This is a genomic window from Qipengyuania intermedia, from assembly GCF_019711615.1.
In the GTDB taxonomy this organism is placed as follows: Bacteria; Pseudomonadota; Alphaproteobacteria; order Sphingomonadales; family Sphingomonadaceae; genus Qipengyuania; species Qipengyuania intermedia.
The window spans coordinates 71,095-95,974 of sequence record NZ_JAIGNS010000003.1 but is presented as its reverse complement, the minus strand read 5'-3'; the positions used below and the strand labels follow the sequence as shown (position 1 = coordinate 95,974).

Here is a 24,880-nt window from a genome sequence, read left to right as displayed (position 1 = left end):
GTAACCGGGGCAACATGATCCAGACTATCGCCTTTTACATGTTCGCGATCATCATGATTGCATCGGCCGTGATGGTAATCACGGCCCGCAATCCGGTGCATTCCGTACTGTGGCTCATCCTCGCCTTCTTCAACGCCGCCGGCCTCATGGTCCTGGTCGGCGCCGAGTTCATCGCGATGCTGCTGGTCATCGTCTACGTCGGGGCAGTCGCCGTGCTGTTCCTGTTCGTGGTCATGATGCTCGACATTGACGTGGCGGCCATGCGTGCGGGCTTCATCCGCAATTTCCCGCTGGGGATTGTCGTGGCCCTGATCCTGCTGGCTGAGCTGGTGCTGGGCATCGGCGCCTATAACGTGGGCGCGATCAACCTCGGTACGCCGCCTGCTGGCGATGCATCGGTCGTGGCCGAAAGCAATACGGCGGCCATCGGTGCGCTACTCTACACCAAATATGTGTTCCTGTTCGAAATCGCCGGCATCATCCTGCTTGTCGCGATGATCGGCGCGATCGTCCTGACCCACCGTCCTTCCAAGTCGAAGCGCGGCCAGCAGGACATCGGCAAGCAGGTCCGCCGCAATCCCGACGAGGCAACCGTCATGAAACAGCCCGAAGTGGGCAAGGGAGTCGAGCTGTGATCGGCATCGAACACTATGTCGTCGTCAGCACGATCCTGTTCGTGCTTGGCGTCCTGGGGATCTTCCTCAATCGCAAGAATATCATCGTCATCCTGATGGCGATCGAACTGATCCTGCTCGCAGTGAACATCAACATGGTCGCATTCAGCGCCTTTCTCGGCGATCTGGTCGGGCAGGTCTTCGCCATGTTCATCCTTACCGTTGCCGCTGCCGAAGCCGCCATCGGTCTGGCGATCCTGATGATCTATTTCCGTGGCCGCGGCACGATTGCGGTCGACGATGCGAACCGGATGAAGGGGTAAGCAACCGTGCAATCGATCCTCGTCATCGTATTCCTGCCGCTGGTCGCGTCGATTGTCGCGGGACTGGTCAACAAAAGCGCGCCGAGCGTGTTCGCCAAGAGCATCACCACGGGCGGGCTGTTTGTCTCCTGCGCGCTGAGCTGGCCGATCTTCCTGTCGTTCTGGTCGGGTAATGCCGAAGCGACAGTCGTCCCGGTCCTCACTTGGATCCAGTCGGGTGCGCTCAGCTTCGATTGGGCGCTGCGCGTCGACACGCTCACCGCGGTCATGCTGGTGGTGATTACGACGGTCTCCGCGCTGGTTCACCTGTATAGCTGGGGCTATATGGAAGAAGACCCGGACCAGCCGCGCTTCTTCGCCTATCTCTCGCTGTTCACCTTCGCCATGCTCATGCTGGTGACTGCCGATAATCTCGTCCAGATGTTCTTCGGATGGGAAGGGGTGGGCCTCGCCAGCTACCTGCTGATCGGTTTCTGGTTCAAGAAGCCGAGCGCGAATGCCGCCGCTATCAAGGCCTTCGTGGTCAACCGTGTCGGCGACCTTGGCTTCATGATGGGGATTTTCGGTACCTTCTGGGTATTCGGCACGGTATCGATCCCCGAAATCCTCGAAGCGGCCCCCGGCATGAGCGGGGCGACGATCGGCTTCCTGGGCCTTCGCGTCCACACGATGGATGTGCTCTGCATCCTCCTGTTCATCGGTGCGATGGGTAAGTCTGCTCAGCTGGGCCTCCACACCTGGCTGCCGGACGCAATGGAAGGTCCGACGCCCGTCTCCGCGCTGATCCATGCCGCGACCATGGTTACCGCCGGTGTCTTCATGGTTTGCCGTCTGTCGCCGATGTTCGAGACCGCGCCGATCGCGCTTGCGATGGTGACTTTCGTAGGTGCCGCTACCTGTATCTTTGCGGCGACCGTCGGCACGACGCAGTGGGACATCAAGCGCGTCATCGCCTATTCGACCTGTTCGCAGCTTGGCTACATGTTCTTTGCCGCAGGCGTGGGCGCCTATGGCGCGGCCATGTTCCACCTCTTCACGCACGCTTTCTTCAAGGCGCTGCTGTTCCTTGGTGCGGGCTCGGTCATCCACGCGATGCATCACGAGCAGGACATGAAGTATTACGGCGGCCTGCGTAAGCACATCCCGCTGACCTTCTGGGCCATGATGGCTGGTACGCTGGCAATTACCGGTGTCGGTATCTACGATCTGCACCTCGGGTTTGCTGGTTTCTGGTCCAAGGATGCCATCATCGAAGTCGCGTTTGCGCGCGGCACGGAGATGGCGAGCTTCGCTTTCTGGATGGGCGTTTTCGCAGCGCTACTGACCAGCTTCTACAGCTGGCGCCTGATGTTCCTTACCTTCTGGGGCAAGCCGCGCTGGATCGAGAGCGAGCACATCCAGCACAGCGTCCACAAAACGCCCGAAGAAGCCGGTGAAGATACTACGGGTGGCTATCACCCGCACGAGAGCCCGCTCTCGATGCTCATCCCGCTCGGCGTTTTGTCGGTGGGTGCGGTGTTGGCTGGTCAATTCTTTGCCGAGACGTTCCTCGACAGCGCGGGTTTCTGGGCAGATTCCATCTATTACAACCCGAACCTCATCCACGCGATGCATGCGGTTCCATGGCCCGTGAAATACGCTGCTTTCTTCGTGATGATCATCGGACTGTTTGTCGCCTGGCTTGCCTACATCAAGGATACCTCGATACCCGGCAAGGCAGCCGAACAGCTCGGCCCGATCTACCGCTTGCTCTACAACAAGTGGTACTTCGACGAGCTCTATCACTACCTCTTCGTGGTGCCTGCCTTCTGGCTGGGCCGCCAGTTCTGGAAGCTGGGCGATATCGGCACGATCGACCGCTTCGGCCCCAACGGCGTGGCCTGGGTGGTCGAGAAGGGTGCCGTCGGCGCCAAGAAGTTCCAGACCGGATATTTGTATAGCTATGCGCTGGTGATGCTCCTCGGGCTTGTCGCCGCCGTCACCTGGGTGCTGTTCTGATGGAGTTCCCCATCCTTTCGCTCATGCTCGCCGTGCCGCTGGTTGCGGCCATCGCCTGCCTGTTCCTGAATGCCGGCAGCGCGCGGATGGTCGCGCTGTTCGCGACGCTGTTCAATCTCGCGCTCGGCATCCTGCTGTGGCTCAATTACGATATCGGCGGCGCGCAGTGGCAGTTCGTCGAACGTGCCGAATTGTTCGCCGGCTTCAGCTATGCCCTCGGCATCGACGGCATCGCGCTGATGCTGATCATGCTGTCGGTATTCCTGATGCCGATCTGCATCCTCGCCAGCTGGGATTCGATCACCAAGCGCGTGGGTGAGTACATGGCGGCCTTCCTGCTGATGGAAGTGCTGATGATCGGCGTGTTCGCCGCGCAGGACCTGTTCCTGTTCTACATTTTCTTCGAGGCCGGCCTCATCCCGATGTACCTGATCATCGGTGTCTGGGGCGGCGATAACCGCATCTACGCCTCGTATAAGTTCTTCCTCTACACGCTGCTCGGTTCGGTTCTGATGCTGATCGCCATGCTGTGGATGGTGAACGAGGCGGGCACGACCGACATTCCCACGCTGATGCAGTACGACTTCCCGGTCGATGCGCAGCTGTGGTTGTGGCTGGCGTTCTTCGCCAGCTTCGCGGTCAAAATGCCGATGTGGCCGGTTCATACATGGCTCCCGGACGCCCACGTGCAGGCACCGACGGCGGGTTCTGTCATCCTCGCCGGTGTTCTCTTGAAGCTCGGTGGCTATGGTTTCATCCGCTTCAGCCTGCCGATGTTCCCCGATGCCAGTGCTGATCTTGCCTGGCTGGTCTTTGCGCTGTCCATGATCGCCGTGATCTATACCTCGCTCGTCGCGCTGGTGCAGGAGGACATGAAAAAGCTCATCGCCTATTCCTCTGTCGCCCACATGGCGATCGTGACCGTCGGCCTCTTCGCATTCAACGTGCAGGGACTGGAGGGCGCAATGATGGTCATGCTCGGCCACGGCCTCGTATCCGGCGCGCTGTTCCTGTGTGTCGGTGTGATCTACGACCGTCTACACACCCGTGAGATCGCCCGCTACGGCGGCCTGTCGATCAACATGCCGAAGTACGCGCTCTTCTTCCTGCTGTTCACCATGGCCTCGATCGGCCTGCCGGGCACCAGCAACTTCGTCGGCGAATTCCTCGCCCTTGCAGGCATCTACAAGGTTTCGACCTTCGTGACGCTGGTGTGCACCACCGGCATCATCCTTGGTGCTGCCTACATGCTCTATCTCTATCGCCGCGTGGCATTCGGCGAGCAGGTCAATGCCGACGCTGCCCGCATGCCCGATCTCAATGCCCGCGAATGGGCCATGCTCGCACCTATCGCCGCCGCCGTGCTGTGGATGGGCGTCTATCCGGAAAGTTTCCTTGCCCCGATGCGCCAGGACATTGCCACCCTCGAAGCCCGCCTCGCCAGCGTCGCGCCCGAATATGACAGCGCACTGACGGTAGGCACGCCTGACGAACACGCTGCGAATTATATCGCCGCAGAGCACGGATCGGAGGGAGAGCACTGATGTCCTACGCTAACTCGCTCTACCTGACGGGTGCGGAAATCGGGCTGTCGATTGCTGGCCTGGTCCTCTTGCTCGCCACCGCCTGGACGAGCCGTTCTTCGGCCCGCGCGATCACGATTGCTGCCGTGACGGCGCTTTTCGGAGCCCTGATCTTCAATCTCTCGCTCGCCAATGACGGCGCGGGGGCTGTCGTATTCGGCGGCCTTCTGGAAGTCGATGCTTTTAGCATCTTCGCAAAGTCGCTCGTCTACATCGCGACCATCGCCTGCCTGATCGTCGCACCTCGCTATTTCGAGGATCGTGGCCAGTTCCGCGGTGAATTCGCCGTACTGATGCTGTTCAATGCCGTCGGCATGGGCATCATGGTGTCCGCAGTCGACCTGATGACGCTGTATATCGGTCTCGAGCTCTCGAGCCTCTCGTCCTACGTCCTCGCAAGCTTCGCGCGGCGTGACGACAAGTCCAGCGAAGCAGGTTTGAAGTACTTCATCCTTGGTGGTCTCGCCTCGGGTATCATCCTCTACGGCGTCAGCCTCGTTTACGGTTTCTCCGGTACGACGAGCTATGACGGAGTGAGGGCTGCATTCGATGCGGACTTCTCGACCGGCGCGCTTTTCGGCGTCGTGTTCGTGCTTGCCGGCCTCGCCTTCAAGGTCGCGGCAGTTCCATTCCACATGTGGACGCCGGACGTCTACGAAGGCGCTCCGACACCGGTCACCGCATTCTTCGCCAGCGCACCCAAGGTCGCTGCGGTCGCCATGCTCGTCCGCATGGCAGCCGTCCCGTTCGGAGGCCAAGCAGAAGCGTGGCAGCAGATCGTCATCTTCGCGGCCCTTGCTTCGATCGTTGTCGGTGCTCTCGGCGCCATCGGGCAGCAGAACCTCAAGCGCTTGCTGGCATATTCCTCGATCAATAACGTCGGCTTCATCCTTATCGGCCTTGCCGCGGCGACACCGGCCGGGATTTCCGGCGTGCTCGTCTACCTTTCGATCTATGTGTTCATGACCATCGGCAGCTTCGTTGCCCTGCTCATGCTGCGTACCGAGAAGGGTGAGGCGCTTGCGACCTTCGACGATATCTCCGGCCTCTCGACCAGCAGCCCCGCGCTTGCGTGGTGCCTGCTTGCCCTGATGTTCAGCCTTGCGGGCATCCCGCCGCTGTTCGGTTTCTGGGGCAAGTTCGTGGTCTTCCAGGCCGCAGTGCAGGCCGACATGATCGCGCTGGCCGCCATCGGTATCGCTGCCAGCGTCATCGGCGCGTTCTACTACATCAAGTTCGTCAAGGTCATGTTCTTCGACGAGCCGAAAGGCGACGCACCGGCCAAGGCTCCGTTACCGCACTGGGTGGTCCTGGGCCTTAGCGTGCTGGTCATCTCCCCGCTCGGTTACCTGCTTACGCCATGGCTGGGTGCGGTGGCTGACGCTGCCGCCCAGGCCCTGTTCTTCGCAGCTTGATCGAGTATCTAGCCGAAACTGGTTCGACCAATGCGGATCTGCTGGAACGCATTCGTCGAGGCGAGCGCGTGAGTGAAGGCAATTGGCTCGTGGCCGACAGCCAGCTGGCAGGGAAGGGGCGCCAGGGCCGGACATGGTTCGACGGTTCGGGAAACTTCATGGGCTCGACCGTCGTAGAGGTACGCGCGCGCGATCCTTCACCGGCAAGCCTTGCACTTGTGGCAGGCCTGGCGGTCTATGAAACCGTCGTCGCGATGACCAGTGAGCCCGGCGCTCTCGCCCTGAAATGGCCCAATGACCTGCTCCTGCGAGGCGCCAAGCTTGCCGGCATCCTTTTGGAGCGAGAGGGTGAAGCGATCGTTGTCGGGATTGGTGTGAACCTCAACAAGGCGCCCGACCTACCAGACCGCGAGACCATCGCCCTGTCGGCTCTGGGACCCGCTCCCGGCCGTGACCAGTTCGCGAGTTTGCTTGCAAGGCAACTGGACACCGAACTCGAGCGTTGGCGTACTTTCGGCCTGCCACCATTGATCCGGCGCTGGGAGCTCGCCGCGCACCCCCAAGGGACGCAGCTACGCGTTCAGCCACCGGGCGAGGACCCGCTTCACGGTGCGTTTGCCGGGCTGGACGACAGCGGAGCATTGCAATTGCGGTTGCCTGATGGCGAAGTGAAGGTCATCCACGCCGGAGACGTGATGTTGGCACGAGAGGAGAGCTGATCCATGCTGCTTGCAGCCGATGTCGGAAATACGAATGTCGTCTTCGCGCTTTTCGAGGGGCGAGAAATCAAGGCTCGCTGGCGCATCGCCACCGACCCGCGGCGGACTGGCGACGAGTATGCCGTCTGGCTGCTTCGCCTGCTCGAGCTTCAGGGGCACGCCCGCGAGGATATCGACCGGATCATTATCGGATCCGTCGTGCCGCGCTCGATCCATAACCTCACCGTCCTGGCTCAAAAATACTTCGGGATCGATCCACTTATTGCGGGGCAGGATGCTGCGGAGTGGGGCATAGCGATCGATGTCGACGATCCGCGTACGCTCGGTGCGGACCGCGCCCTCAATACGATTGCGGCGCATGCCAAGTACGAAGGCGACTTGATCGTGATAGACTTCGGCACCGCCACAACCATCGATGCCGTCGACTTCACGGGGGCATACAAGGGCGGGATCATCGCGCCCGGGATCAATCTTTCGCTCGATGCGCTGGTGGGAAATACGGCGAAACTGCCACGTATCGCGATCAGGAAACCCGACGACGAAAACGTGATCGGGCGCAACACGGAAGACCAGATGCTGATAGGCGTGTTCTGGGGCTATGTAGCCCTTATAGAGGGTCTTGTAGACCGTATGCGCGGCCAGATCGGCCGACCGGCCAAAGTGGTCGCAACTGGCGGACTGGCTCTTCTGTTCGACGAAATTACCGACCTGTTCGACGAGGTGGATAGCGATCTCACCTTGGATGGTCTCGCCATGCTGGCTGAAAGGGCATCCACTTGAAAAAGAATTTTACCCCCGAAGACGAACTGCTTTTTCTTGCGCTTGGTGGCTCAGGCGAGATCGGGATGAACGTCAACCTCTACGGCTGCAACGGCAAGTGGTTGATGGTCGATCTGGGCATGACTTTCTCGGGCGGCGAGTATCCCGGGGTGGACCTTGTCTTTGCCGACCTCGAATTCATCGAGGAGCGGACAAAGCAGCTTGAAGCTATCGTTCTCACGCATGCGCATGAAGATCACATCGGCGCTGTGCCGTATTTCGCAGCCGACCTGGGCGTGCCGATCTATGCGACGCCGTTCACGATGGAACTGGTGCGGCGCAAGCTCGAGGAAGCGGGACTGCTTGATGAAATCGAGCTGCACGAGATCGAAGAGGACCACGGAAGTTTCCAGGTCGGACCCTTCGAAATTTCCTACATCCCACTGGCTCACTCGATCGCGGAGGGCAATGCGCTCCTGATCGACACGCCGCATGGCAAGATTTTCCATACCGGCGACTGGAAGCTGGACGATGACCCCATCATCGGGGAGCCTGCGACCGACGAAGAGCTTACCGAGATCGGCGACGATGGCGTGCTCGCGCTGGTGTGCGACAGCACCAATGTCTTCAATCCATCGCCCAGCGGTTCGGAAGGCGCGGTCTACAAGGGCCTTCTCGAGGAGGTGCAGAAGCACAAGGGCAAGCGCGTTCTCGTGACGACCTTCGCCAGCAACGTCGCCCGTTTGCAGACCCTCGGAAACGTCGCGCGCGAAACCGGGCGGCAGCTTTGTGTGGCCGGTCGATCGCTTGACCGCATCATCGAAGTAGCGCAGCAGAACGGATACCTCGAAGACCTGCCGGAGCCGGTAGACTTCGACACCGCCATGGGCCTGCCGCGCGGCGAGGTCATGATCCTGGCAACCGGCGGGCAGGGTGAGCCGCGGGCGGCCCTTTCCCGCATTTCCGAGGACAATCACCCGCTCGAACTCGTGCCGGGCGATGTCGTGCTTTTCTCCAGCCGCCAGATCCCGGGCAACGAGCTCTCCATCGGGGCTGTCCAGAACCGTCTTGCCGAAAAGGGTGTAACGATGGTCACCGACCGGCAGAGCATGATCCACGTATCGGGCCACCCGGGCCGTCCGGAGCTTGAAGCGCTCTATGGCTGGCTGCGCCCCGAGATTCTCGTCCCCGTTCATGGCGAAATGCGGCACATGCAGGAGCAGGCGAGGTTCGGCCGCGAAAACGGCATTCCCGATGCCGTGGTCCAGCAGAACGGCGACATCGTGCGTCTTGCGCCCGGTGCGCCGGGCACCATAGCAAAGGTGAGGGCAGGGCGCCTGGTCCTCGACGGCGACATCATCGCTCCGGCCGATGGCGATGCAATCGTGATGCGGCGGCGCATCATGCATGAAGGTGTGGTCATCGTCGCGCTCGACAGCGACCTTTCACCGCGCATCGACAGTATCGGCTTGCCGCTCGACGAGGACTACGACGATTTCACCGAAGAAGCGCTGGCCGATATCCGCCAGGCCATAGGCAAGCTCAAGGGCAAGGATGCCCGCAGCGCCTCGGCGGTACATGAGGCGGCGCGGCTTGCCGCCCGGCGTGCCGCACAGCGCTGGTCGGGCAAGCGTCCGCAAGTGCGCGTCCTCCTGCCAGAGAACGTGGGGTAATCGTGATGGAACTCCCGATGCAGTGGACCTCGATCCTTGCGATCTACGTTCTGTTCTGGGTCGTCAGCGCCTTCGTGCTGCTGCCGTTCGGGGTGAAGACGCCGGACGAAGTCGGAGCGACAAAGGTGCCCGGACAGGCCGACAGCGCCCCGGTCAATTTCCGGCCCGGGGTCATCGCGGTGCGCGCGACTGTTCTTTCGATCGTCGTCACGGCTCTCTACGTGCTGAATTACGCGTACGGATGGATCGAAGCGGAAGACCTGATCTTCTGGGGGCCTACCGTCAGCCGGTAGACCTTCCTAATTGCGCAGGCGTTCAAGCGCCTGTGCCATCGCAACGTACAACTTGCCCATATCGCTTGACAGCAAGGTGACGCTGATCGCGTTGCCGTCGCGCGTGGACAGCAGGTTGCGCAGCAATGCCTCGAAATCGTGGATGTAGCGATTGGCGTGTTCGCGGAAGTCCGGATCTTCATCATAAAGTTCGGCAATCTCGCGCGCTTCGCCATTGTCGATCAGCCGGACCGCGCGGCGCGTGAATATCCCGCGGTCGCCGCGCAGGTAGCTTGCCCAGGCACTGTCGGTCACTTCCGCCGATAGCGCTTTGGAGATATCGATCGCGTTCGAATTCAGACTTTCGGTGATCAGCGCGACACGGCGCGAGAAATCGCTATCGACACTGTCGGTCGCTTTCTCGCGGGCATGGGCGATGCGGGCCTCAAGATTACCTGTGAGGTCGTTCAGGCGCTTTAGCTGGTCGCGCAGCTGCTTGGTCGCCTCGCGCGCGGCATCGCTGGAGCGCTTGCGCGCCTCGTCGAGGCGGGCGAGGGCTGTATCGGTGTGTTCGGCAAGCGCAGTGTCGATTGCTTGCGCGCTGCGTTCGGCGACCGATTTGGCGAGATTTTCGACCCGCGCCGTCTCTTCGCTTTCGATTGCCGTCATCGCTTCGCGTGCGCTCGTTTCGAGGGCAGCAATTGCCGTGCGGAGTTCGCCCTGTACGCGTTCGGCCAACTGTTCGCTCTCTGCCGAAAGCGCGTTCACGCCGGAACGCAGCCGCTCGACGCTGTCGACCTGAGCTGCGGCGGTTTCTCCGAAGCCGGACTGGAAGTTTTCGAACCCCTCCATCGCTTCGCGGGTCCGCCGTTCTACATCGGCCATGCCTTCCGTAAGCAGATCCCCCGATTGGCGCGCCTCGTCGAGCAGGGTTCGGATTTCGGCGGTCCGTCGCTCGATCTGTGCCAGGCGATCTTCCGAAGCTCCCATCGCTACGGGTAGTTCCTCGCGGCTCTGGCGCGCACTGGCCTGGATCAATTCAAGCAGGCGTACGCTAGCATCGGTGAGCGAGGCGACAGCTGCGTCCGTTCCATCGAGCGCCTCGCGGCTGCCGGTCAGCTTCTCGTTCAGTGCTTCGATTGCGGCAGCGAGTGTTTCATTCGCTTCGCGGCCCTGTTCGGTAACCGTTTCGAATGTCGTACCGAGGTTGGCGATCTTTTCTGCCAGCGCATCACCTTCAGCAGCGATGACTGTCATCTGGTTGCGCTGAGCTTCGCGGCGTTCGGCGATTGCCTCGTCGATGGCGCCGAGCTTCGCGGCCAGTTCGCGGCTGATGCGATCCTGGGCTTCGCCAAGGGCTGCGAGACGCTGTTCGGCGCCATGATCCAGCGCTTCGCCATTGGCGCGGATTTGGGTGTTGATGGATTCCGCCCGTTCGAACAGTACGTTAAGTCGTGCGGTCGCCGCTTCGATGACGGCAGCGTCCATCTTCTCGATCTCGCTTACGGCACTGGCAAGACGGTCCTTCATCTCGGCGACCTGGGTGTTCCAGGCATCCATGGCACCTTCTTCACCCTTGCGGATCGCTCCCGATGCCTGCGCGGCTTCGACCCGCAAGGCGGTGAAACGTTCGCGCATCGAGGACAGTGCCAGCTCTTCTTCCGCATTGGCGGTCTGTTGTGCCTCGGCCAATTCGCCGCGCAGCGTTTCGGAACGCGTACGGATAGCGGCAAGCGCCTCCACTTCGCGGCTGTCGAGATCGGCGCGCGCCGCATCACTGCCTTCGCGAAGGGCGGCAAAGCGCTCTTCGGCGATGCGTTCGAGATCGCCCGCCTGTGCGGAGAAAGCCTCGACCGCTTCATCGACCCGCTCGCGAAGCGAGACAACCTGGCGTTCGCTGGCTGCACCGAATTCATTGAGGCGTTCGAAGCCTTCGACCAGCTTGTCGAGCTGCTCCTGTGCATTGCGGCCGGCTCCGCCGATCTGGTTCGTCACGTCCTTGGCCGAAGTGGCGATGACGGGCAGGCTGTCGCGAAGGCGGGTCATATTGTCGAGCGCGGTCGTGCTGACGCTGGCGATCGCTTCGACCTGTTCGCCATTGTCGCGCACAAGCCCCTGCAGGCGGTCGGCATGTTCGGACAGGCGTTCGCTTGCGGAACGGCCTGCAAATTCAAGCTCGCGCGACTGGCTTTCGAGGAATTCCCGGGCAAGGCTGAGTTCGCGATTCACCACGGCAAGCTTGGCCTCGAGCCGTGCGGATTCTTCGGAAAGCGAGCGCGATACTTCGCCGAACCGGCGCGCCTCCACGGTCGAATTGCGCCGCGCGAGCATCAGCAGCGAGACAATGAGCAGCACCGGGATGGCCCAGGCCGTGATCCATGCGCTCCACTGCTGGGGCGTTCCGCCGGCAAGGATCTCGCCGCGGTGAGCCCAAGCATAAAAACCGCTCCAAGCAGCGGTCGCCACCGCGGCGAGGGCGGGCGCTATCCATCCGGTGCGGGAGAGAGGCTCGGGCTCCTCGTCGAACCATTCCTCGGTCTCGACAAATTCCTCTTGGAGTTCAAGAGCTTCCGGCTCCTGCGCCGTTTCGGTTGCAGGCTCGCCTTCGACGACACTGATGTGTGAACGCTTTCTCATAGTCGGCAAGGCTACCACTTTTGCCGTATCCTTAAAGCCTCTTTAACTCCGTTCGCCGTATTTCGCGGCTCCATGGCGTACCATTCTGCCAGTTTTGACAGTGCCTTGGCCAAGGCTGCGGGCGAAGATCCCGCCATCGCTGGCGAACTGCGCGCGGCGTTCCTGTGCAGCGTCGAACAGCGCCTGGACCTGCTCAAGCGCGCCCGCTGCGATGCGAACTGGTATCAGGCGGCTGAGCGGCTTCGGGGCCTCGCGGCCAGCTTTGCCGCTGACGAGCTGATGGAACTTGCCGAGGGCGCGCTGCGGTGTGCCCCTGGGGAGCCGACGGTCATTAGCTCGATCGAGGCCTTCATCGATAATTTCGGGGAATAGGGGAGGGCGGCACAGGTCGCTCCTTTTCTCTCCCGCGCAGTGCTCCTAAGGTCGGCTCACGTCGTCGGAGAACTTAAGTCGTGCGCATTGCCTTGCTGTCTACTCTCGACCGGGACCCCAGGCCCGGACGGATCAGACCGGCTTTCGTGCCCTTCGCGGGCGCCCGCGTAATCGACCGCCAGCTCGACCTCGCTTTGTCGCTCGGCTGCGAAGCGGTTGCCTGCATGGCCGACGGTATAGGGCGCGAGGTGATCCAGTTGCAGCACCGCGCCGAACGTGCAGGCGCCAAGTTCATGGCGTTGCGCGAACCGGCAAAGCTTTCGGGACTGGTGACCGCCACCGACGAGATTCTGGTGATCGCGTCCGGCGTCCTGCCCGACGCTGCCACTACCGAACGCCTGCTGACCAAGCCTGCCGTCATCGCATTTCCCGCAGACATTGCCGTCCCGGCCGGATTCGAGCGCATCGACCCCGAGTTCGCGTGGAGCGGCGTGCTTTTGACGCGGGGTAACCTGGTGGAACGTCTGGTAGAAATGGAACCGGACATAGACGTGCCCTCGGTGCTGATGCGGCTCGCCCTTCAATCGGGGACAAGGCTGGTTCCGGCTGAACGCAAGCTGGTCGACGAGAACGACTGGACGATCGACGCGACGAGGGAAGGGCTGGCTGCAAGGGAGCTGCGCTGGATCGAGGCGCAGCGTGAGCCGGTGTCCTTCCACGCCCCCGGCATCGCAATTGCAGAGCGCGCCGGAACGCGGCTCGCGCGGGACATTGTAGGTGGACGCGGGGAAAACGGACCGGTCGTTGCCTCGGGGGTGCTTGCCCTATTCTCGATCGCCGCAGGCGCGCTTGCCATGCCCGCATTCGGCCTGGCATTCGTGACATTCGCAGCTCTCTTTGCCCGGATCGGGCGCGTCGTCGAGCGCGTGGCGAAAAAGGGGCAGGTCGCAGCGAAGCGCAGTCCGCTTCTTAAATTCCTCGAGTCTTCGCTAGATATTCTCTTCATCCTTCTGATTTATCTGGCTTCATCGGAAGAAAGCGATCTTACGCGGATATTCGTGCCAGTGGTCTTGATGGGGCTTTTGAGGCTCGGCGAGAGCCACGGCAGCGACGTCTGGCGGCGTACCTATGCCGATCGGATATTACTGGGTTTCCTGCTGACACCTGCGACATTCCTGGGGTTCGGCGCGCAAGCGGCTGCCATCATCGCTTTGCTGGTCCTCGCGACCAGGTTTTTCGGACCTTTTCGCAAGGACTAACCCCGAATTAACCAACGGACTGCTACGCGCGGAGAATGATTATGGCGAAGGACTTAGCTGGGGCCAAGGATGGCAGCGAGGGCGACCTGCGCGCCGCGCTGTCCCGCGGCGACCAGACGCTTTCGCGGATCGAGCCAATCCTCGGTCATTTGCTCTCCACGCCGGACCATTCGCTCTTCAGCGACGAGATCCTTGCCCGCCTCCGCGGCATGCTAAACGATCTCGCCTGGCAGATCCTGCGAGTGCAGGCCCAGGCGACGGGTCAGTCGGGACGCGAGGCTTTCGCCGAACGCCACGGCGAGGCGCTGGCGATGCACTTGCAGGCGAACCCGGCGATGCTATCCCATTGCCACGCACTGGCAGTGGAATGGCAGCTTACCGAACGGCTCGAAGCGCAATATGGCATCGACCCGGTGCTATCGCCGGCGCTGCAGGGCCTGATCGCCAGCGAGGATGCAGGCACAGCCAGCACGGCAATGTCTGCCTTGGCCGCGCAGGCGCGGTTCGTGCAGGCGCAACGCCGCATGGAATTGCCGCTGTCCGAACTGCCCGGCGACCTGTTCCACCGCGTTCTGCTGACGTGGCGGGATTACAATGGCGGACGAGCGTCCGACGCGCTCACCCGTGCAGAAGCAAAGCTGCGCAGCGATTTCGACGAGGGCTCAGGACGGCTCGCTCTTATGGCGCGTCTTGCTGCCGGAATCGGGCGCGACAATGAAGATGCGCTGTTGCCCGAAAAGGCGGGTGTCGGCCTGTTCCTGACGGTCCTCGCCGCAAAATCGGGACAGGACCGCACGCTCATAGTGCTGGCCACCAATGCGAGGCAGGTAACGCGCCTTGCGCTCAGCCTTAGGTCCGCCGGACTTTCCGCCTCGCAAGTGGACGAGGTCCTGCTGCAACTCCACCCTCAGGCAGCACCGGTGCCGGGCCTTGCAGAGCTTACGGCGGGCGAAGCGCGCTCCATGCTGTCCGATGCCGCTCCGGAGATCGGTCGATGAATGTGACGACACGACATGTCGCAGAAGGGCGCAGCGACGCTGCCGACCGCCTCATGGAAGCGAGCGGCGTCCTTGCCACGCTCAACCGTGATTGCGGCGGGAGCCTTGGCTCAACCATCGCTATTCCGGGCCTACTTTCGCTGGTCGAAAAGGCGCGTTCCTACGGGCTCAAGCTCGCGCGCCAGTTCGAAGCCATCGACGGCGAGAACCGGATCACAGCCTGGGCCGAGATCACCCCTGTCGATGGGGGCGAAAGTGGCTGCGAGATCGTCATCGAAAGCTGGCAGAGCGAACAGCTGCCGCCGGAAAACGAGATCGATGCCGACCGACGCAAGATTGAGGTCAATCGCCACCTCGCCGAATGCACGGCAAGGCTCGACAGCAACCAGGCGATCCTGTCCGTGGACACGGAAGCGCCAGACCTCGGCGACTTCCGTGCGCGTTCTTTGGCAGCGATCGGGAAGCCGTGGACCGACCTCGTCGAACTACCGACCAAGGATTACGAACAGCCGCTCCACTGGCGGCTGCTCGACGGTGCCCAGTGCCGCATACCAGGCTCGAAACGGCAGTGGACCGCGCATCTGGAGCCGCTGGGCAAGGGCGAGCCGGGCAGCGCAGGATTCGTCCTTTATCTTGCCGCGAGTACACCGCTTTCGGACCACGACGCAGAGGAACAGGCGGACACCCCGTCGCTCGGCAAGGACCTGACGCCGGTGTTGCGCCAACCGATCAATCGTATCATCGCCAACGCAGAGACGATCCGGACCAAGCTCGCCGGACCGCTGGCAGAAGAATATAGCCAGTATGCGGCGGACATCGCGAGTGCGGGCCAGCACCTGCTTGCGTTGGTTGACGATCTTTCGGACCTTGAAATCGTGGAATCGGAAGATTTCGTCACCGCGCCCGATCGCATCGACCTGGCCGATGTCGCGCGCCGCGCCTGCGGTATTCTGGGCGTAAGAGCGCAGGAACGCGGCATCACTCTGGTGCCGCCGGTCGAAGGCGAGAGCCAGCTCGCCATCGCGGAATTCCGCAGGGTGCTGCAGATACTCCTCAACCTCGTCGGCAACGCGATCCGCTATTCGCCCGAAGACAGCCAGGTGTGGTTGCGACTCGATCAGATCGGTTCGCGTGCGCTGATCACTGTCGCGGACCAGGGGCATGGCCTTGAGGAAGACCAGCAGGCCCGCGTGTTCGAGAAATTCGAGCGGCTCGGTCGTAGCGGTGACGGTGGCTCAGGCCTCGGCCTTTATATCTCGCGACGCATTGCGCGGGCGATGGACGGCGACCTGACCGTTGAAAGCGCGCCTGGTCTGGGTGCGCGCTTCACCCTTTCGGTACCTGCTGCCGAAGACCTGCGCAGCGAGCGACGCGGTGGGCCGGGTTCCTCCGTCCCCGATCAGGGCGACGCGGACAGCTGATACGAAAAAGGGGCGCCGAAGCGCCCCTGATCCGTCGAAGTCGAGTGCAGCTTAGCGCTGGCCGATGGGCACGTAATCGCGCTCGGTCGGGCCGGTATAAAGCTGGCGCGGACGACCGATGACCTGTGCGGGGTCGGAAATCATCTCGTTCCACTGCGCAACCCAGCCCACGGTGCGGGCGAGGGCGAAGAGCGCCGTGAACATCGTTGTCGGGAAGCCGATCGAATTGAGGATGATCCCGGAGTAGAAGTCCACGTTCGGGAAAAGCTTCTTTTCCTTGAAATAATCGTCGTTCAGCGCGAGCTCTTCGAGCTGCAGCGCGGTTTCGAAGACGGGATCGTTGACGTTCAGCGCATCGAACACTTCGCGCAGGGTCTTCTGCATGACCGTCGCACGCGGGTCGTAGTTCTTGTAGACGCGGTGACCGAAGCCCATCAGGCGGAACGGGTCGTTCTTGTCCTTCGCACGTTCGATATAATGCGGGATGCGATCGGGCGATCCGATTTCCTGCAGCATGTTGAGCGCGGCCTCGTTGGCGCCGCCGTGTGCGGGGCCCCAAAGGCAGGCAATGCCGGCAGCGATACAGGCGAACGGGTTCGCGCCCGACGAACCGGCAAGGCGCACGGTCGAGGTCGACGCGTTCTGCTCGTGATCGGCGTGGAGGATGAAGATACGGTCCATCGCGCGCTCGATCGCGGGGTGAACCTCATATTCCTCGGCCGGAACGCCGAAGGTCATGCGCAGGAAGTTGCCCGTGTAGCTGAGGTCGTTTTTCGGCTGAAGGAACGGTTGACCGACGGCATACTTGTAAGCCATCGCAGCGATCGTCGGCATCTTGGCGATGAGACGATGGCTGGCGATCTTGCGCTGCTCGGGATCCGAGATGTCCGTGCTGTCGTGGTAGAAGGCCGACAGCGCGCCGACAACGCCGCACATGATGGCCATGGGGTGCGCATCGCGGCGGAAGCCCTGGTAGAACTGGCGCAGCTGGTCGTGGACCATGGTGTGCCGCGTGATGGTGTAGGTGAAGTCGTCAAGCTCGTCCTGCGATGGCAGTTCGCCATTCAGCAGCAGGTAGCTGACTTCCATGAAACTGGAATGTTCCGCCAGCTGCCCGATCGGATAGCCGCGGTGCAGCAGGACACCTTCTTCGCCGTCAATATAGGTCAGCGCGCTTTCGCAGCTGGCGGTCGATTTGAAGCCGGGATCGTAGGTGAACTTGCCGGTGGTGCCATACAGCTTGCGGATGTCGACGACATCCGGACCAACACTGCCTTCCAGTACGGGGAAGGTCTGGCTTTGTCCGCCCAGATCGAGAGTTGCCTGTTTATCGGCCACGCGAGTCTCCTCAGTCAGTTTTGCCCGTGCCTGCCGGGGAGGCCTGCGCGTCGATCCGCGCGAGAGATTCCTCCTTGCCCAGCAGGACCAGTACATCGAAAATTCCGGGCGACGTGGTCGTGCCCGTTAATGCGGCGCGCAGCGGCTGCGCGAGCTTGCCGAGGCCCAGTTCAAGCTCCTCGGCATACGATTTCGTAGTGGCTTCGAGAGCCTCGATTGTCCAGCTATTTTCCGCCTTCAAACGCTCGGAAAGCCCGGCCAGACGCACTCGTGCGTCATCATCCAGCAGGCCTTCCGCTTTCTCGGTCATTTCGAGTGGCCGGTTTTTGAACAGAAAGGCGGCACCCTCAGCGAGTTCGTGGACGGTCTTCGCACGTGGTTTCAACACCGGCATGGCCTCTGCGAGGGTCGCGGTTGCGTCCGGCTTCCCGATTTCTTGTGCCACCAGCTCGGCGAGGCGGTGGTCGTCAGCCTCGCGGATGTAATGCGCGTTCAGGTTCTGCAGCTTCTTGATGTCGAAGCGGGCAGCGCTCTTGCCGACACCGTCGAGGTCGAAGAGTTCGATTGCCTCCTCACGCGCGATCTCCTCACGGTCTCCATGGCCCCAGCCAAGACGCAGCAGGTAATTGAAAAGGGCTTCGGGAAGGACACCCTCATCGTCGCGATAAGCCTCGACGCCGATCGCGCCATGGCGCTTCGACATCTTCGCGCCATCGGAGCCATGGATCAGCGGGACGTGGGCATAGACCGGATCGGGCCAATTGCCCTCGATCTGTTCCATCGCGCGGATAATCGGCAGCTGACGAAAGGCGTTGTTGAGGTGATCGTCTCCGCGGATAACGTGGGTGACGCCCATGTCGTGATCGTCGACGACGACTGCCAGCATATAGGTCGGCGTGCCGTCTGCGCGCAGGAGAATGTAGTCGTCGATTTCCGCGTTCTGCACGGTGACATCGCCCTGCACGGCGTCCTTGATTGTCGTTGCGCCTTCGGTCGGAACTTTCAGGCGAACGGTGTAGGGTGCTCCGGCGGGGGCTTCGGCCTCGTCGCGATCGCGCCAGCGCCGGTCGTACCGCATCGGCTGCTTGTTGGCGCGCTGTTCGGCACGCATCTTTTCCAGATCTTCGGGCGTGGCGAAGCATTTGTAGGCGTGGCCTGCTTCGAGCAGCTTTTGCGCAACGTCGGCATGGCGCTCTGCACGATCCGACTGGAAAACGGGCGGTTCGTCATAGTCGAGGCCGAGCCAGTCGAGCCCTTCGAGAATCTTGTCGATCGCTTCATGCGTGCTGCGCTTCTTGTCGGTGTCTTCGATCCGCAGGAGAGCCTTGCCGCCATGGTGGCGGGCGAAGAGCCAGTTGAACAAGGCGGTACGCGCACCGCCGATGTGCAGGAATCCCGTCGGCGAGGGGGCAAAGCGGGTCACCACTTGCTTTGCATTGGTACCTGCCGCGGTTTCGCTTGCCATCTGCTTTTCTTTCCTTTCAAAGACTTCCATGGCGATAGAGGGGACGCCACAGGTGCCGTTTGGCGAGCCGGACGGCATCGCCGATGTTGCAGTGCAGCGCCCTTGGCGCATGCGCGCTGTATTGTCCAGAACGGGCGAGATCGCCGAGAGGTTTCTGACCGCGTCATCATTCGATCGCGGGCCGTGGATCACGGTAGCATTTGCAGCGGGTATCGGGGCGTGGTTCCTCCTCGACAATCAGTGGCAATGGTCGGCTGCTATCGGGGCCGCCATGCTGTTGGCTCTGGCTGCGATCGCGGTCTGGCGCGGGCGGGACGATCGCGCGGCCTTGCGGTTGGCGGTGACAGTCATATCCTTCGCTTTTGCCATCGGCATGGCTGTGGTGTGGAGCAAGTCCGAACTCGTCGGCGCACCTGCCATAGAACGACCTGCCGTCGTGAACCTGGATGCCCGCATTCTCGAGCGCGAAGAGCAACCGGCTGAAGGGCGGGTACGCCTGACTTTGGCAGCAAGGGATGCCGAGGCAGGTCAGCCAATCAAGGTCCGGGTTAACGTCCCGACCGAAAAGGACTTTGCGCTGCTGGAGGAGGGCGCACGGGTTCGCATGAAGGCGCGGCTTATGCCGCCGTCAGCGCCTATTCTCCCCGGCGCCTACGATTTTGCGCGCGCGGCATGGTTCAAGGGCCTGGCAGCAACCGGCTCGCTGATCGGCGAGATAGAGGTCGTCGAAAAGGCCGGGAGCCGAAATTCGATGATCGCACGGGCCCAGCGGTTTCTTTCGGCACATGTGCGATCCCGGCTCGACGGAGCACCGGGGACGATTGCCGCAGCTTTTGCCAGCGGCGACCGCGGCGGGATTTCGACTGCGGATGAAGATGCCATGCGCGATGCGGGACTGACGCATCTGCTCTCGATCAGCGGGCTTCACGTCAGCGCAGTGATAGCGGCTGCCTACTTCCTGGCGATCAAACTGCTTGCCTTGTGGCCGTGGTTCGCCCTCAGGGTACGCTTGCCCCTGGTGGCCGCCGGAGTGGGGGCAGGGGCAGGGATCGCCTATACCCTCCTGACCGGGGCAGAGGTACCGACTGTTCGCAGCTGTATAGGCGCGATGCTCGTGCTCGGTGCCCTGGCTCTTGGACGCGAACCCTTGTCGATGCGGATGGTGGCGGTCGCCGCCGCTGCAGTGCTGTTCGCCTGGCCCGAGGCACTGGTGGGTCCCAGCTTCCAGATGAGCTTTTCGGCGGTGATCGCGATCATCGCCTTGCACAATTGCGCGCCCGTCAGGGCATTCCTGGCACCGCGGGAAGAGAGCCGGGCGAGATGGCTGGCGCGGCGCACGCTCATGCTTTTCGTGACAGGACTGGTCATCGAAATCGCCCTGACGCCGGTGGTATTATTCCATTTCCACAGGGCGGGGCTCTATGGCGCCTTCGCGAACGTTCTCGCGATTCCACTCGTCACATTCGTGTCGATGCCTCTGATCGCGATCGCCCTGCTCTTCGATCTTCTCGGGGCAGGTGCGCCCTTCTGGCGGCTCGTTGGTCTATCGCTCGATCTCCTTCTCAGCTTGGCGCATTTCACTGCCTCCCAACCCGGGGCAGTGAAACTGGTCCCTCACATGGGGCTGGGCATAATAGCCCTGTTCGTTGCAGGGGGCCTGTGGCTCGCGCTGTGGCGCGGGAAGACAAGGCTGTGGGGCCTGGTTCCGGCAGCCTTGGGTGCGATGGCGCTCGCTTTGTCGCCGGTGCCGGACATGCTGGTGACGCGCGATGGCGGCAATCTTGGCCTTGTCGATGAGCGGGGCCACCTCTTCGTCTTGCGAGGGGCGCCGGGATCCTACGCCCGGACGAATATCGTCGAGCTGGCGGGGAGCGAGATAGAGCCGCTGCGCATCCAATCCTACGAGGGCGCCAATTGCAGTGCGGATTTCTGTACGATCCAGCTCACAGGCGGGAGCAGGGACTGGGTTGTCCTTGCCGCGCTGAACAAACAACGCATCGACGAGCGGCAGCTAGCCGCTGCTTGCGAGCTTTCGGATATCGTTGTGGCAGACCGCTGGCTGCCGCGAAGCTGCATGCCGCGCTGGCTGAAAATCGACCGACGCTATCTTGAGCGAAACGGGGGCGTCGCACTCTACTTGGAAGAAGAGCGGGTGCGTTCGGTAGCTTCCTCGCAAGGTGAACATGGATGGTGGCAGCCCACTAAAGACTGACACCCAATACGAAAAGGGCGCCCAAGCGGACGCCCCGTTCATTGCAATCGCCCAAGGGAGAAGTCAGTGATAGCGGCGCAGGAGGCCTGCCAGCTTGCCCTGTACCTGAACCCGGCCAGCTTCATAGATTTGCGGATCGTAGGCCCCATTGGCGGGATCCAGCCGGATCATGAGCCCTTCCTTGCGCAAATATTTGAGCGTCGCCTCTTCGTTATCGACCAATGCGACCACGATTTCCCCGTCTCGGGCCGAATCGACCCTGCGTACGAGGGCGAAGTCGCCGTCGAAAATCCCTGCTTCGATCATCGAATCGCCCGAGACTTCGAGCGCATAATGATCGCCCGGACCGAGCAGGGCTGCCGGGACCGGCATGCTCGACTGTCCTTCGATCGCCTCGATCGGCGCACCGGCTGCAATGCGGCCGTGCAGCGGCACTTCGATAATGTCATTGGCGGGGGAGGGTGCCACACTCTTTGCCGCATGTGCTGCGAGAACAGTGTCGTTTGCCGCAGGAGCGGGCGAAGGCGCGGGAGCGCTCGAGCCCGTCACCGCATCTTCCGGCAGCTTGATCACTTCAAGAGCACGTGCACGGTTCGGTAGGCGCCGGATAAATCCGCGTTCTTCCAGCGCCGAGATCAGCCGGTGAACGCCGGATTTGCTCTTCAGGTCGAGCGCTTCCTTCATCTCTTCGAAGGAAGGCGAAATACCGGTGTCTTCCAGTTTCTGCTGGATGAAGCGGATCAGTTCATGCTGCTTTGCGGTCAGCATAGGTCACTCCCATATTCCTGTTCACAACCTTGTGAACGAATGTGGAACAATTAGGCAACCAATTTTCGCAAGTCAAGCAATTCAGCCACTTTGGAGGTGATAGTGGCGGAACAGGCGTTCCCGTTTCAGTCCTTCGCGTGCCAGTCCCCGGATTTGCCTCCGGTCTTCGCGACGAGACGGATACCTTCGATCCGCATGCCCTTATCGAGCGCCTTGCCCATATCGTATAGGGTCAGCAGCGCCACGCTGACCGCCGTGAGCGCTTCCATTTCCACGCCGGTCTTGTCGCTGAGCGAAGCCGTCGCGACGACGCGGATTGCCTTGTCCTCGGGATGAAAGTCGATGCTGACTGCCTCGATGCCCAGCGGGTGGCAGAGTGGGATCAGGTCCCCGGTCTTCTTCGCGGCCATGATCCCTGCGATGCGAGCCGTGGCAATCGCGTCACCCTTCGGAAGATCGCCTTGCGTTATCGCCGCGAGCACTTCGGGGATCATGAGGATGCGGCCTTCTGCAGTCGCTGATCGCTGCGTTACCTGCTTTTTAGAAACATCGACCATATGAGCCGCGCCGTCTTCGTCGAGATGCGTCAGCTTGCTCATGCCTCGGCTGTTCTTTCGCCATGCAGGAGGCGCCGCGTTGCGAATTCGACATCGGGCTGTCTCATCAGGCTTTCACCTACGAGAAAACTCTTCACGCCAGACCGCGCGAGGCGGAGGCAGTCTTCATGCGTAAAGATGCCGCTCTCTCCGACCAGCAGGGCTTCGTCCGGAGCCAGCGCTGCCAGCCTTTCGGTGGTGGCAAGGTCGGTCTCGAACGTCTTGAGGTTGCGATTGTTGACGCCAAGCAGGCGTGAGCGCAGCTTGCTTGCTCGAGCAAGCTCTTCCTCGTCATGCACTTCGACGAGGACATCCATGCCGCGCTCCAGCGCCGCAGCCTCGATTTCCGCCATCGCGCCGTCTTCCAGCGCGGCAACGATGATGAGGATCGCGTCCGCTCCTAGCGCGCGTGCCTCGGCAACCTGCCATGGATCCACCATGAAGTCTTTCCGCAGCACGGGGAGATCGCAGGCTGCACGCGCCTCTACCAGGTAATCCTCGTGGCCCTGGAAATAGGGGGCGTCGGTCAGCACCGACAAGCAACTGGCTCCGCCGGCGGCGTATGCACGAGCATGGTCTGCCGGTGAAAAATCGGCGCGGATCAGGCCCTTGGAGGGCGATGCTTTCTTGATTTCCGCGATCAGTCCGAAGCCGGAGTACTGCGCCTTCTCAAGTGCCTCGATGAACCCGCGCGGAGGGGTCTGTTCTGCACTGCGACTGTCCAGCTGATCGAGCGTGGCGGCCTTCCGGCGCGTTGCGACCTCTTCGCGCTTGGTGGCGCAAATTTCGTCGAGCTTGTTCATTGTGCGAGCTCGATCCAGTCCGTCAGCAGCTTGCGGGCGCGGCCGCTGTCGATGGCCTCTGCCGCCATTTCTGCAGCTTCGGTCCAGTCGGCCGATTTGCCCGCCACGATCAAGGTTGCTGCGGCATTGAAGAGGACCGCGTCGCGATAAGCTCCGGGAGTCCCGAACAGCAACGCTTCCAGCGCCTTCGCATTATGCAGCGGGTCGCCGCCGCGGATAGCTTCGACCGGGGCATGGGCCAGATTGGCCTGCACGGCGACCACGCGGCGCATCTCGAAATCGTGGTCGCGCACATCGGCCAGCTCGTTACCGCCGGCGAGCGAGAGTTCGTCCAGGCCTTCGTCCCCCGAAACGATGAAGCTGCGTTCGGTGCCGAGGGTGGCCTTGGCGCGCGCGTAAATCGGGACGTAGGCAGGGCGGGCAATGCCGATAAGCTGGCGCTTTACTCCGGCCGGATTGGACAGCGGTCCCATCAGGTTGAAGATAGTGCGTACGCCCAGTTTCTGGCGGATGGGCTGGATCCGGCCCATGGCGGGATGGTGGTTCTTCGCAAAGAGGAAGCAGATGCCGAGTTTCTCGAGCGTTTTTTCTGCCGTGCGACCGACCGCATCCATGTCGAGACCAAGCGCCTCCAGCGTATCGGCTGCGCCGGACTTGGAGCTGGCCGCACGATTGCCATGCTTGGCGACCGGAACGCCGCAGGAGGCGACCACCAGGCTGACCGCCGTCGAGACATTCAGCGTGTGGTGGCCGTCACCGCCGGTGCCGCAGCAGTCGACAGTGCCTTCAGGCGCATCGATTGGGATCAGGCGGGCACGCAAGGCTCGTGCTGCGCCGGCGATTTCTTCGGCTGTCTCGCTGCGAGCGGACATGTCGACAAGGAAGCGGGCGATTTCCTCGTCGCTGGTTTCGCCATCGAGAATCCAGCCGAAGACTTCTTCGGACTGGGCCGCATCGAGATGGGTGTCTGCGGATGGGAGGTTTTTCATGCCGGCACCTTCGCGGGAATTCCGCAGATCTGGAGGAAGTTTGCGAGGAGGGCGTGGCCATGCTCGGTCGCGATGCTTTCCGGGTGGAACTGCACGCCGTGAATGGGCAGGTCACGGTGGCGGAAACCCATGACACTGATCCCGTCGAGGCCCGGTGTTTCGCTATGCGCATTGGCGAGCAACACGTCGGGAATATCCTCGACCACGAGCGAGTGATAACGGGTCGCGAGAAAGGGCGACGGAAGGCCTTCGAACACACCTGTCGCATCGTGCGTTACCGGGCTGGTCTTGCCGTGCATCAAGCCGCCGCGAACGACTTGGCCGCCGAAATGCTGTCCGATGGCCTGATGGCCGAGGCACACACCGAGGAGCGGTCTTCCCGCATCTGCTGCGGCAGCCACGAGATCGAGGCTCACGCCTGCCTCGTTCGGTGTGCACGGGCCGGGCGAGATCAGGAACCCGGCAGCCTCGCGCTCCATCGCCTGCGCAGCGGTGATCGCATCATTGCGAACAACTTCGACTTCGGCCCCGAGCTCCATCAGATAATGGACGAGGTTGAAGGTGAAGCTGTCGTAATTGTCGACGACGAGGATGGATCGGTTTTCGGTCATTCGGCTCGTCAATGGCTTGGCGGGCGGCGGGTTTCAAGCAAGCTTTGCGTCGCGC

General features: G+C 62.1%; 22 protein-coding genes. 14 read left to right on the top strand and 8 right to left on the bottom strand.

Annotated elements, in window-relative coordinates; all coding sequences use genetic code 11:
- Positions 1 to 14 precede the first annotated feature (14 nt).
- Genes K3179_RS12290 through K3179_RS12250 form a run of 9 tightly spaced genes read left to right on the top strand, consistent with a single transcriptional unit; the run spans position 15 to position 9,377 of the window.
- Positions 15 to 635, top strand: coding sequence for an NADH-quinone oxidoreductase subunit J (locus tag K3179_RS12290; protein ID WP_221565801.1), 621 nt, complete (start codon positions 15 to 17; stop codon positions 633 to 635).
- Positions 632 to 937, top strand: coding sequence for an NADH-quinone oxidoreductase subunit NuoK (gene nuoK, locus K3179_RS12285; RefSeq protein WP_090479321.1), 306 nt, complete (start codon positions 632 to 634; stop codon positions 935 to 937). The genes K3179_RS12290 and nuoK overlap by 4 nt, the downstream gene beginning before the upstream one ends.
- Before the next feature lie 6 nt (positions 938 to 943).
- Positions 944 to 2,935 carry an NADH-quinone oxidoreductase subunit L gene (nuoL, locus tag K3179_RS12280; protein ID WP_221565799.1) on the top strand — a complete coding sequence of 664 codons (1,992 nt, stop codon included), beginning with the start codon at positions 944 to 946 and terminating at the stop codon, positions 2,933 to 2,935.
- Positions 2,935 to 4,479 carry an NADH-quinone oxidoreductase subunit M gene (locus K3179_RS12275; protein ID WP_221565797.1) on the top strand — a complete coding sequence of 515 codons (1,545 nt, stop codon included), beginning with the start codon at positions 2,935 to 2,937 and terminating at the stop codon, positions 4,477 to 4,479. Before nuoL ends, K3179_RS12275 begins: the two co-directional genes overlap by 1 nt.
- A complete protein-coding gene (gene nuoN, locus K3179_RS12270; protein WP_221565795.1) occupies positions 4,479 to 5,933 on the top strand; it encodes an NADH-quinone oxidoreductase subunit NuoN in 1,455 nt (484 codons plus the stop codon). The genes K3179_RS12275 and nuoN overlap by 1 nt, the downstream gene beginning before the upstream one ends.
- Positions 5,930 to 6,652: a biotin--[acetyl-CoA-carboxylase] ligase gene (locus K3179_RS12265; protein ID WP_221565793.1), complete on the top strand. Its 723-nt coding sequence runs from the start codon at positions 5,930 to 5,932 to the stop codon at positions 6,650 to 6,652. The genes nuoN and K3179_RS12265 overlap by 4 nt, the downstream gene beginning before the upstream one ends.
- 3 nt (positions 6,653 to 6,655) lie before the next feature.
- On the top strand, positions 6,656 to 7,432 hold the full coding sequence (locus K3179_RS12260) for a type III pantothenate kinase (RefSeq protein WP_221565790.1): 777 nt from the start codon (positions 6,656 to 6,658) through the stop codon (positions 7,430 to 7,432).
- Positions 7,429 to 9,084 carry a ribonuclease J gene (locus K3179_RS12255; RefSeq protein ID WP_221565788.1) on the top strand — a complete coding sequence of 552 codons (1,656 nt, stop codon included), beginning with the start codon at positions 7,429 to 7,431 and terminating at the stop codon, positions 9,082 to 9,084. Before K3179_RS12260 ends, K3179_RS12255 begins: the two co-directional genes overlap by 4 nt.
- Before the next feature lie 17 nt (positions 9,085 to 9,101).
- Positions 9,102 to 9,377, top strand: coding sequence for a DUF1467 family protein (locus K3179_RS12250; protein WP_221565786.1), 276 nt, complete (start codon positions 9,102 to 9,104; stop codon positions 9,375 to 9,377).
- Between the two features lie 6 nt (positions 9,378 to 9,383).
- Here K3179_RS12250 and K3179_RS12245 read toward each other — a convergent pair whose 3' ends face one another.
- Positions 9,384 to 11,993 (bottom strand): coiled-coil domain-containing protein, encoded by a 2,610-nt coding sequence (locus K3179_RS12245; protein ID WP_221565784.1) that lies wholly within the window; start codon positions 11,991 to 11,993, stop codon positions 9,384 to 9,386.
- Between the two features lie 105 nt (positions 11,994 to 12,098).
- On the opposite strand from K3179_RS12245, the gene K3179_RS12240 reads away from it, so the two are divergent.
- From K3179_RS12240 to K3179_RS12225, 4 genes are all read left to right on the top strand, one after another.
- Positions 12,099 to 12,365, top strand: a complete 267-nt coding sequence (locus K3179_RS12240; protein WP_345722923.1) for an Hpt domain-containing protein — start codon at positions 12,099 to 12,101, stop codon at positions 12,363 to 12,365.
- 80 nt (positions 12,366 to 12,445) lie between these two features.
- Entirely contained in the window at positions 12,446 to 13,624 is a 1,179-nt protein-coding gene (locus K3179_RS12235) for a hypothetical protein (protein WP_221565780.1), read from the top strand.
- Between the two features lie 41 nt (positions 13,625 to 13,665).
- A complete protein-coding gene (locus K3179_RS12230) occupies positions 13,666 to 14,622 on the top strand; it encodes a hypothetical protein (RefSeq protein ID WP_221565778.1) in 957 nt (318 codons plus the stop codon).
- On the top strand, positions 14,619 to 16,043 hold the full coding sequence (locus tag K3179_RS12225; RefSeq protein WP_221565776.1) for a sensor histidine kinase: 1,425 nt from the start codon (positions 14,619 to 14,621) through the stop codon (positions 16,041 to 16,043). Before K3179_RS12230 ends, K3179_RS12225 begins: the two co-directional genes overlap by 4 nt.
- Positions 16,044 to 16,094: 51 nt before the next feature.
- Here the strand turns inward: K3179_RS12225 and K3179_RS12220 are convergent, their stop codons facing one another.
- On the bottom strand, positions 16,095 to 17,381 hold the full coding sequence (locus K3179_RS12220) for a citrate synthase (protein ID WP_221565775.1): 1,287 nt from the start codon (positions 17,379 to 17,381) through the stop codon (positions 16,095 to 16,097).
- A gap of 10 nt (positions 17,382 to 17,391) precedes the next feature.
- Positions 17,392 to 18,846, bottom strand: a complete 1,455-nt coding sequence (gltX, locus tag K3179_RS12215) for a glutamate--tRNA ligase (RefSeq protein WP_221565774.1) — start codon at positions 18,844 to 18,846, stop codon at positions 17,392 to 17,394.
- Between the two features lie 28 nt (positions 18,847 to 18,874).
- Between gltX and K3179_RS12210 the strand changes: the two genes are divergently transcribed.
- Positions 18,875 to 21,058 (top strand): ComEC/Rec2 family competence protein, encoded by a 2,184-nt coding sequence (locus K3179_RS12210; RefSeq protein WP_221565773.1) that lies wholly within the window; start codon positions 18,875 to 18,877, stop codon positions 21,056 to 21,058.
- Between the two features lie 63 nt (positions 21,059 to 21,121).
- Here the strand turns inward: K3179_RS12210 and lexA are convergent, their stop codons facing one another.
- From lexA to K3179_RS12185, 5 genes are all read right to left on the bottom strand, one after another.
- A complete protein-coding gene (lexA, locus tag K3179_RS12205) occupies positions 21,122 to 21,826 on the bottom strand; it encodes a transcriptional repressor LexA (protein WP_221565772.1) in 705 nt (234 codons plus the stop codon).
- 125 nt (positions 21,827 to 21,951) lie between these two features.
- The gene (gene moaC, locus K3179_RS12200) at positions 21,952 to 22,425 is read right to left on the bottom strand and encodes a cyclic pyranopterin monophosphate synthase MoaC (protein WP_221565771.1); all 474 of its coding nucleotides are present in this window, start codon (positions 22,423 to 22,425) and stop codon (positions 21,952 to 21,954) included.
- Complete coding sequence (gene trpC / locus K3179_RS12195; protein ID WP_221565770.1) at positions 22,422 to 23,225, bottom strand: indole-3-glycerol phosphate synthase TrpC; 804 nt, start codon at positions 23,223 to 23,225, stop codon at positions 22,422 to 22,424. Before trpC ends, moaC begins: the two co-directional genes overlap by 4 nt.
- Positions 23,222 to 24,214 carry an anthranilate phosphoribosyltransferase gene (gene trpD / locus K3179_RS12190; protein ID WP_221565769.1) on the bottom strand — a complete coding sequence of 331 codons (993 nt, stop codon included), beginning with the start codon at positions 24,212 to 24,214 and terminating at the stop codon, positions 23,222 to 23,224. Before trpD ends, trpC begins: the two co-directional genes overlap by 4 nt.
- Positions 24,211 to 24,825, bottom strand: coding sequence for an anthranilate synthase component II (locus K3179_RS12185; RefSeq protein ID WP_221565768.1), 615 nt, complete (start codon positions 24,823 to 24,825; stop codon positions 24,211 to 24,213). Before K3179_RS12185 ends, trpD begins: the two co-directional genes overlap by 4 nt.
- Positions 24,826 to 24,880 lie beyond the last annotated feature (55 nt).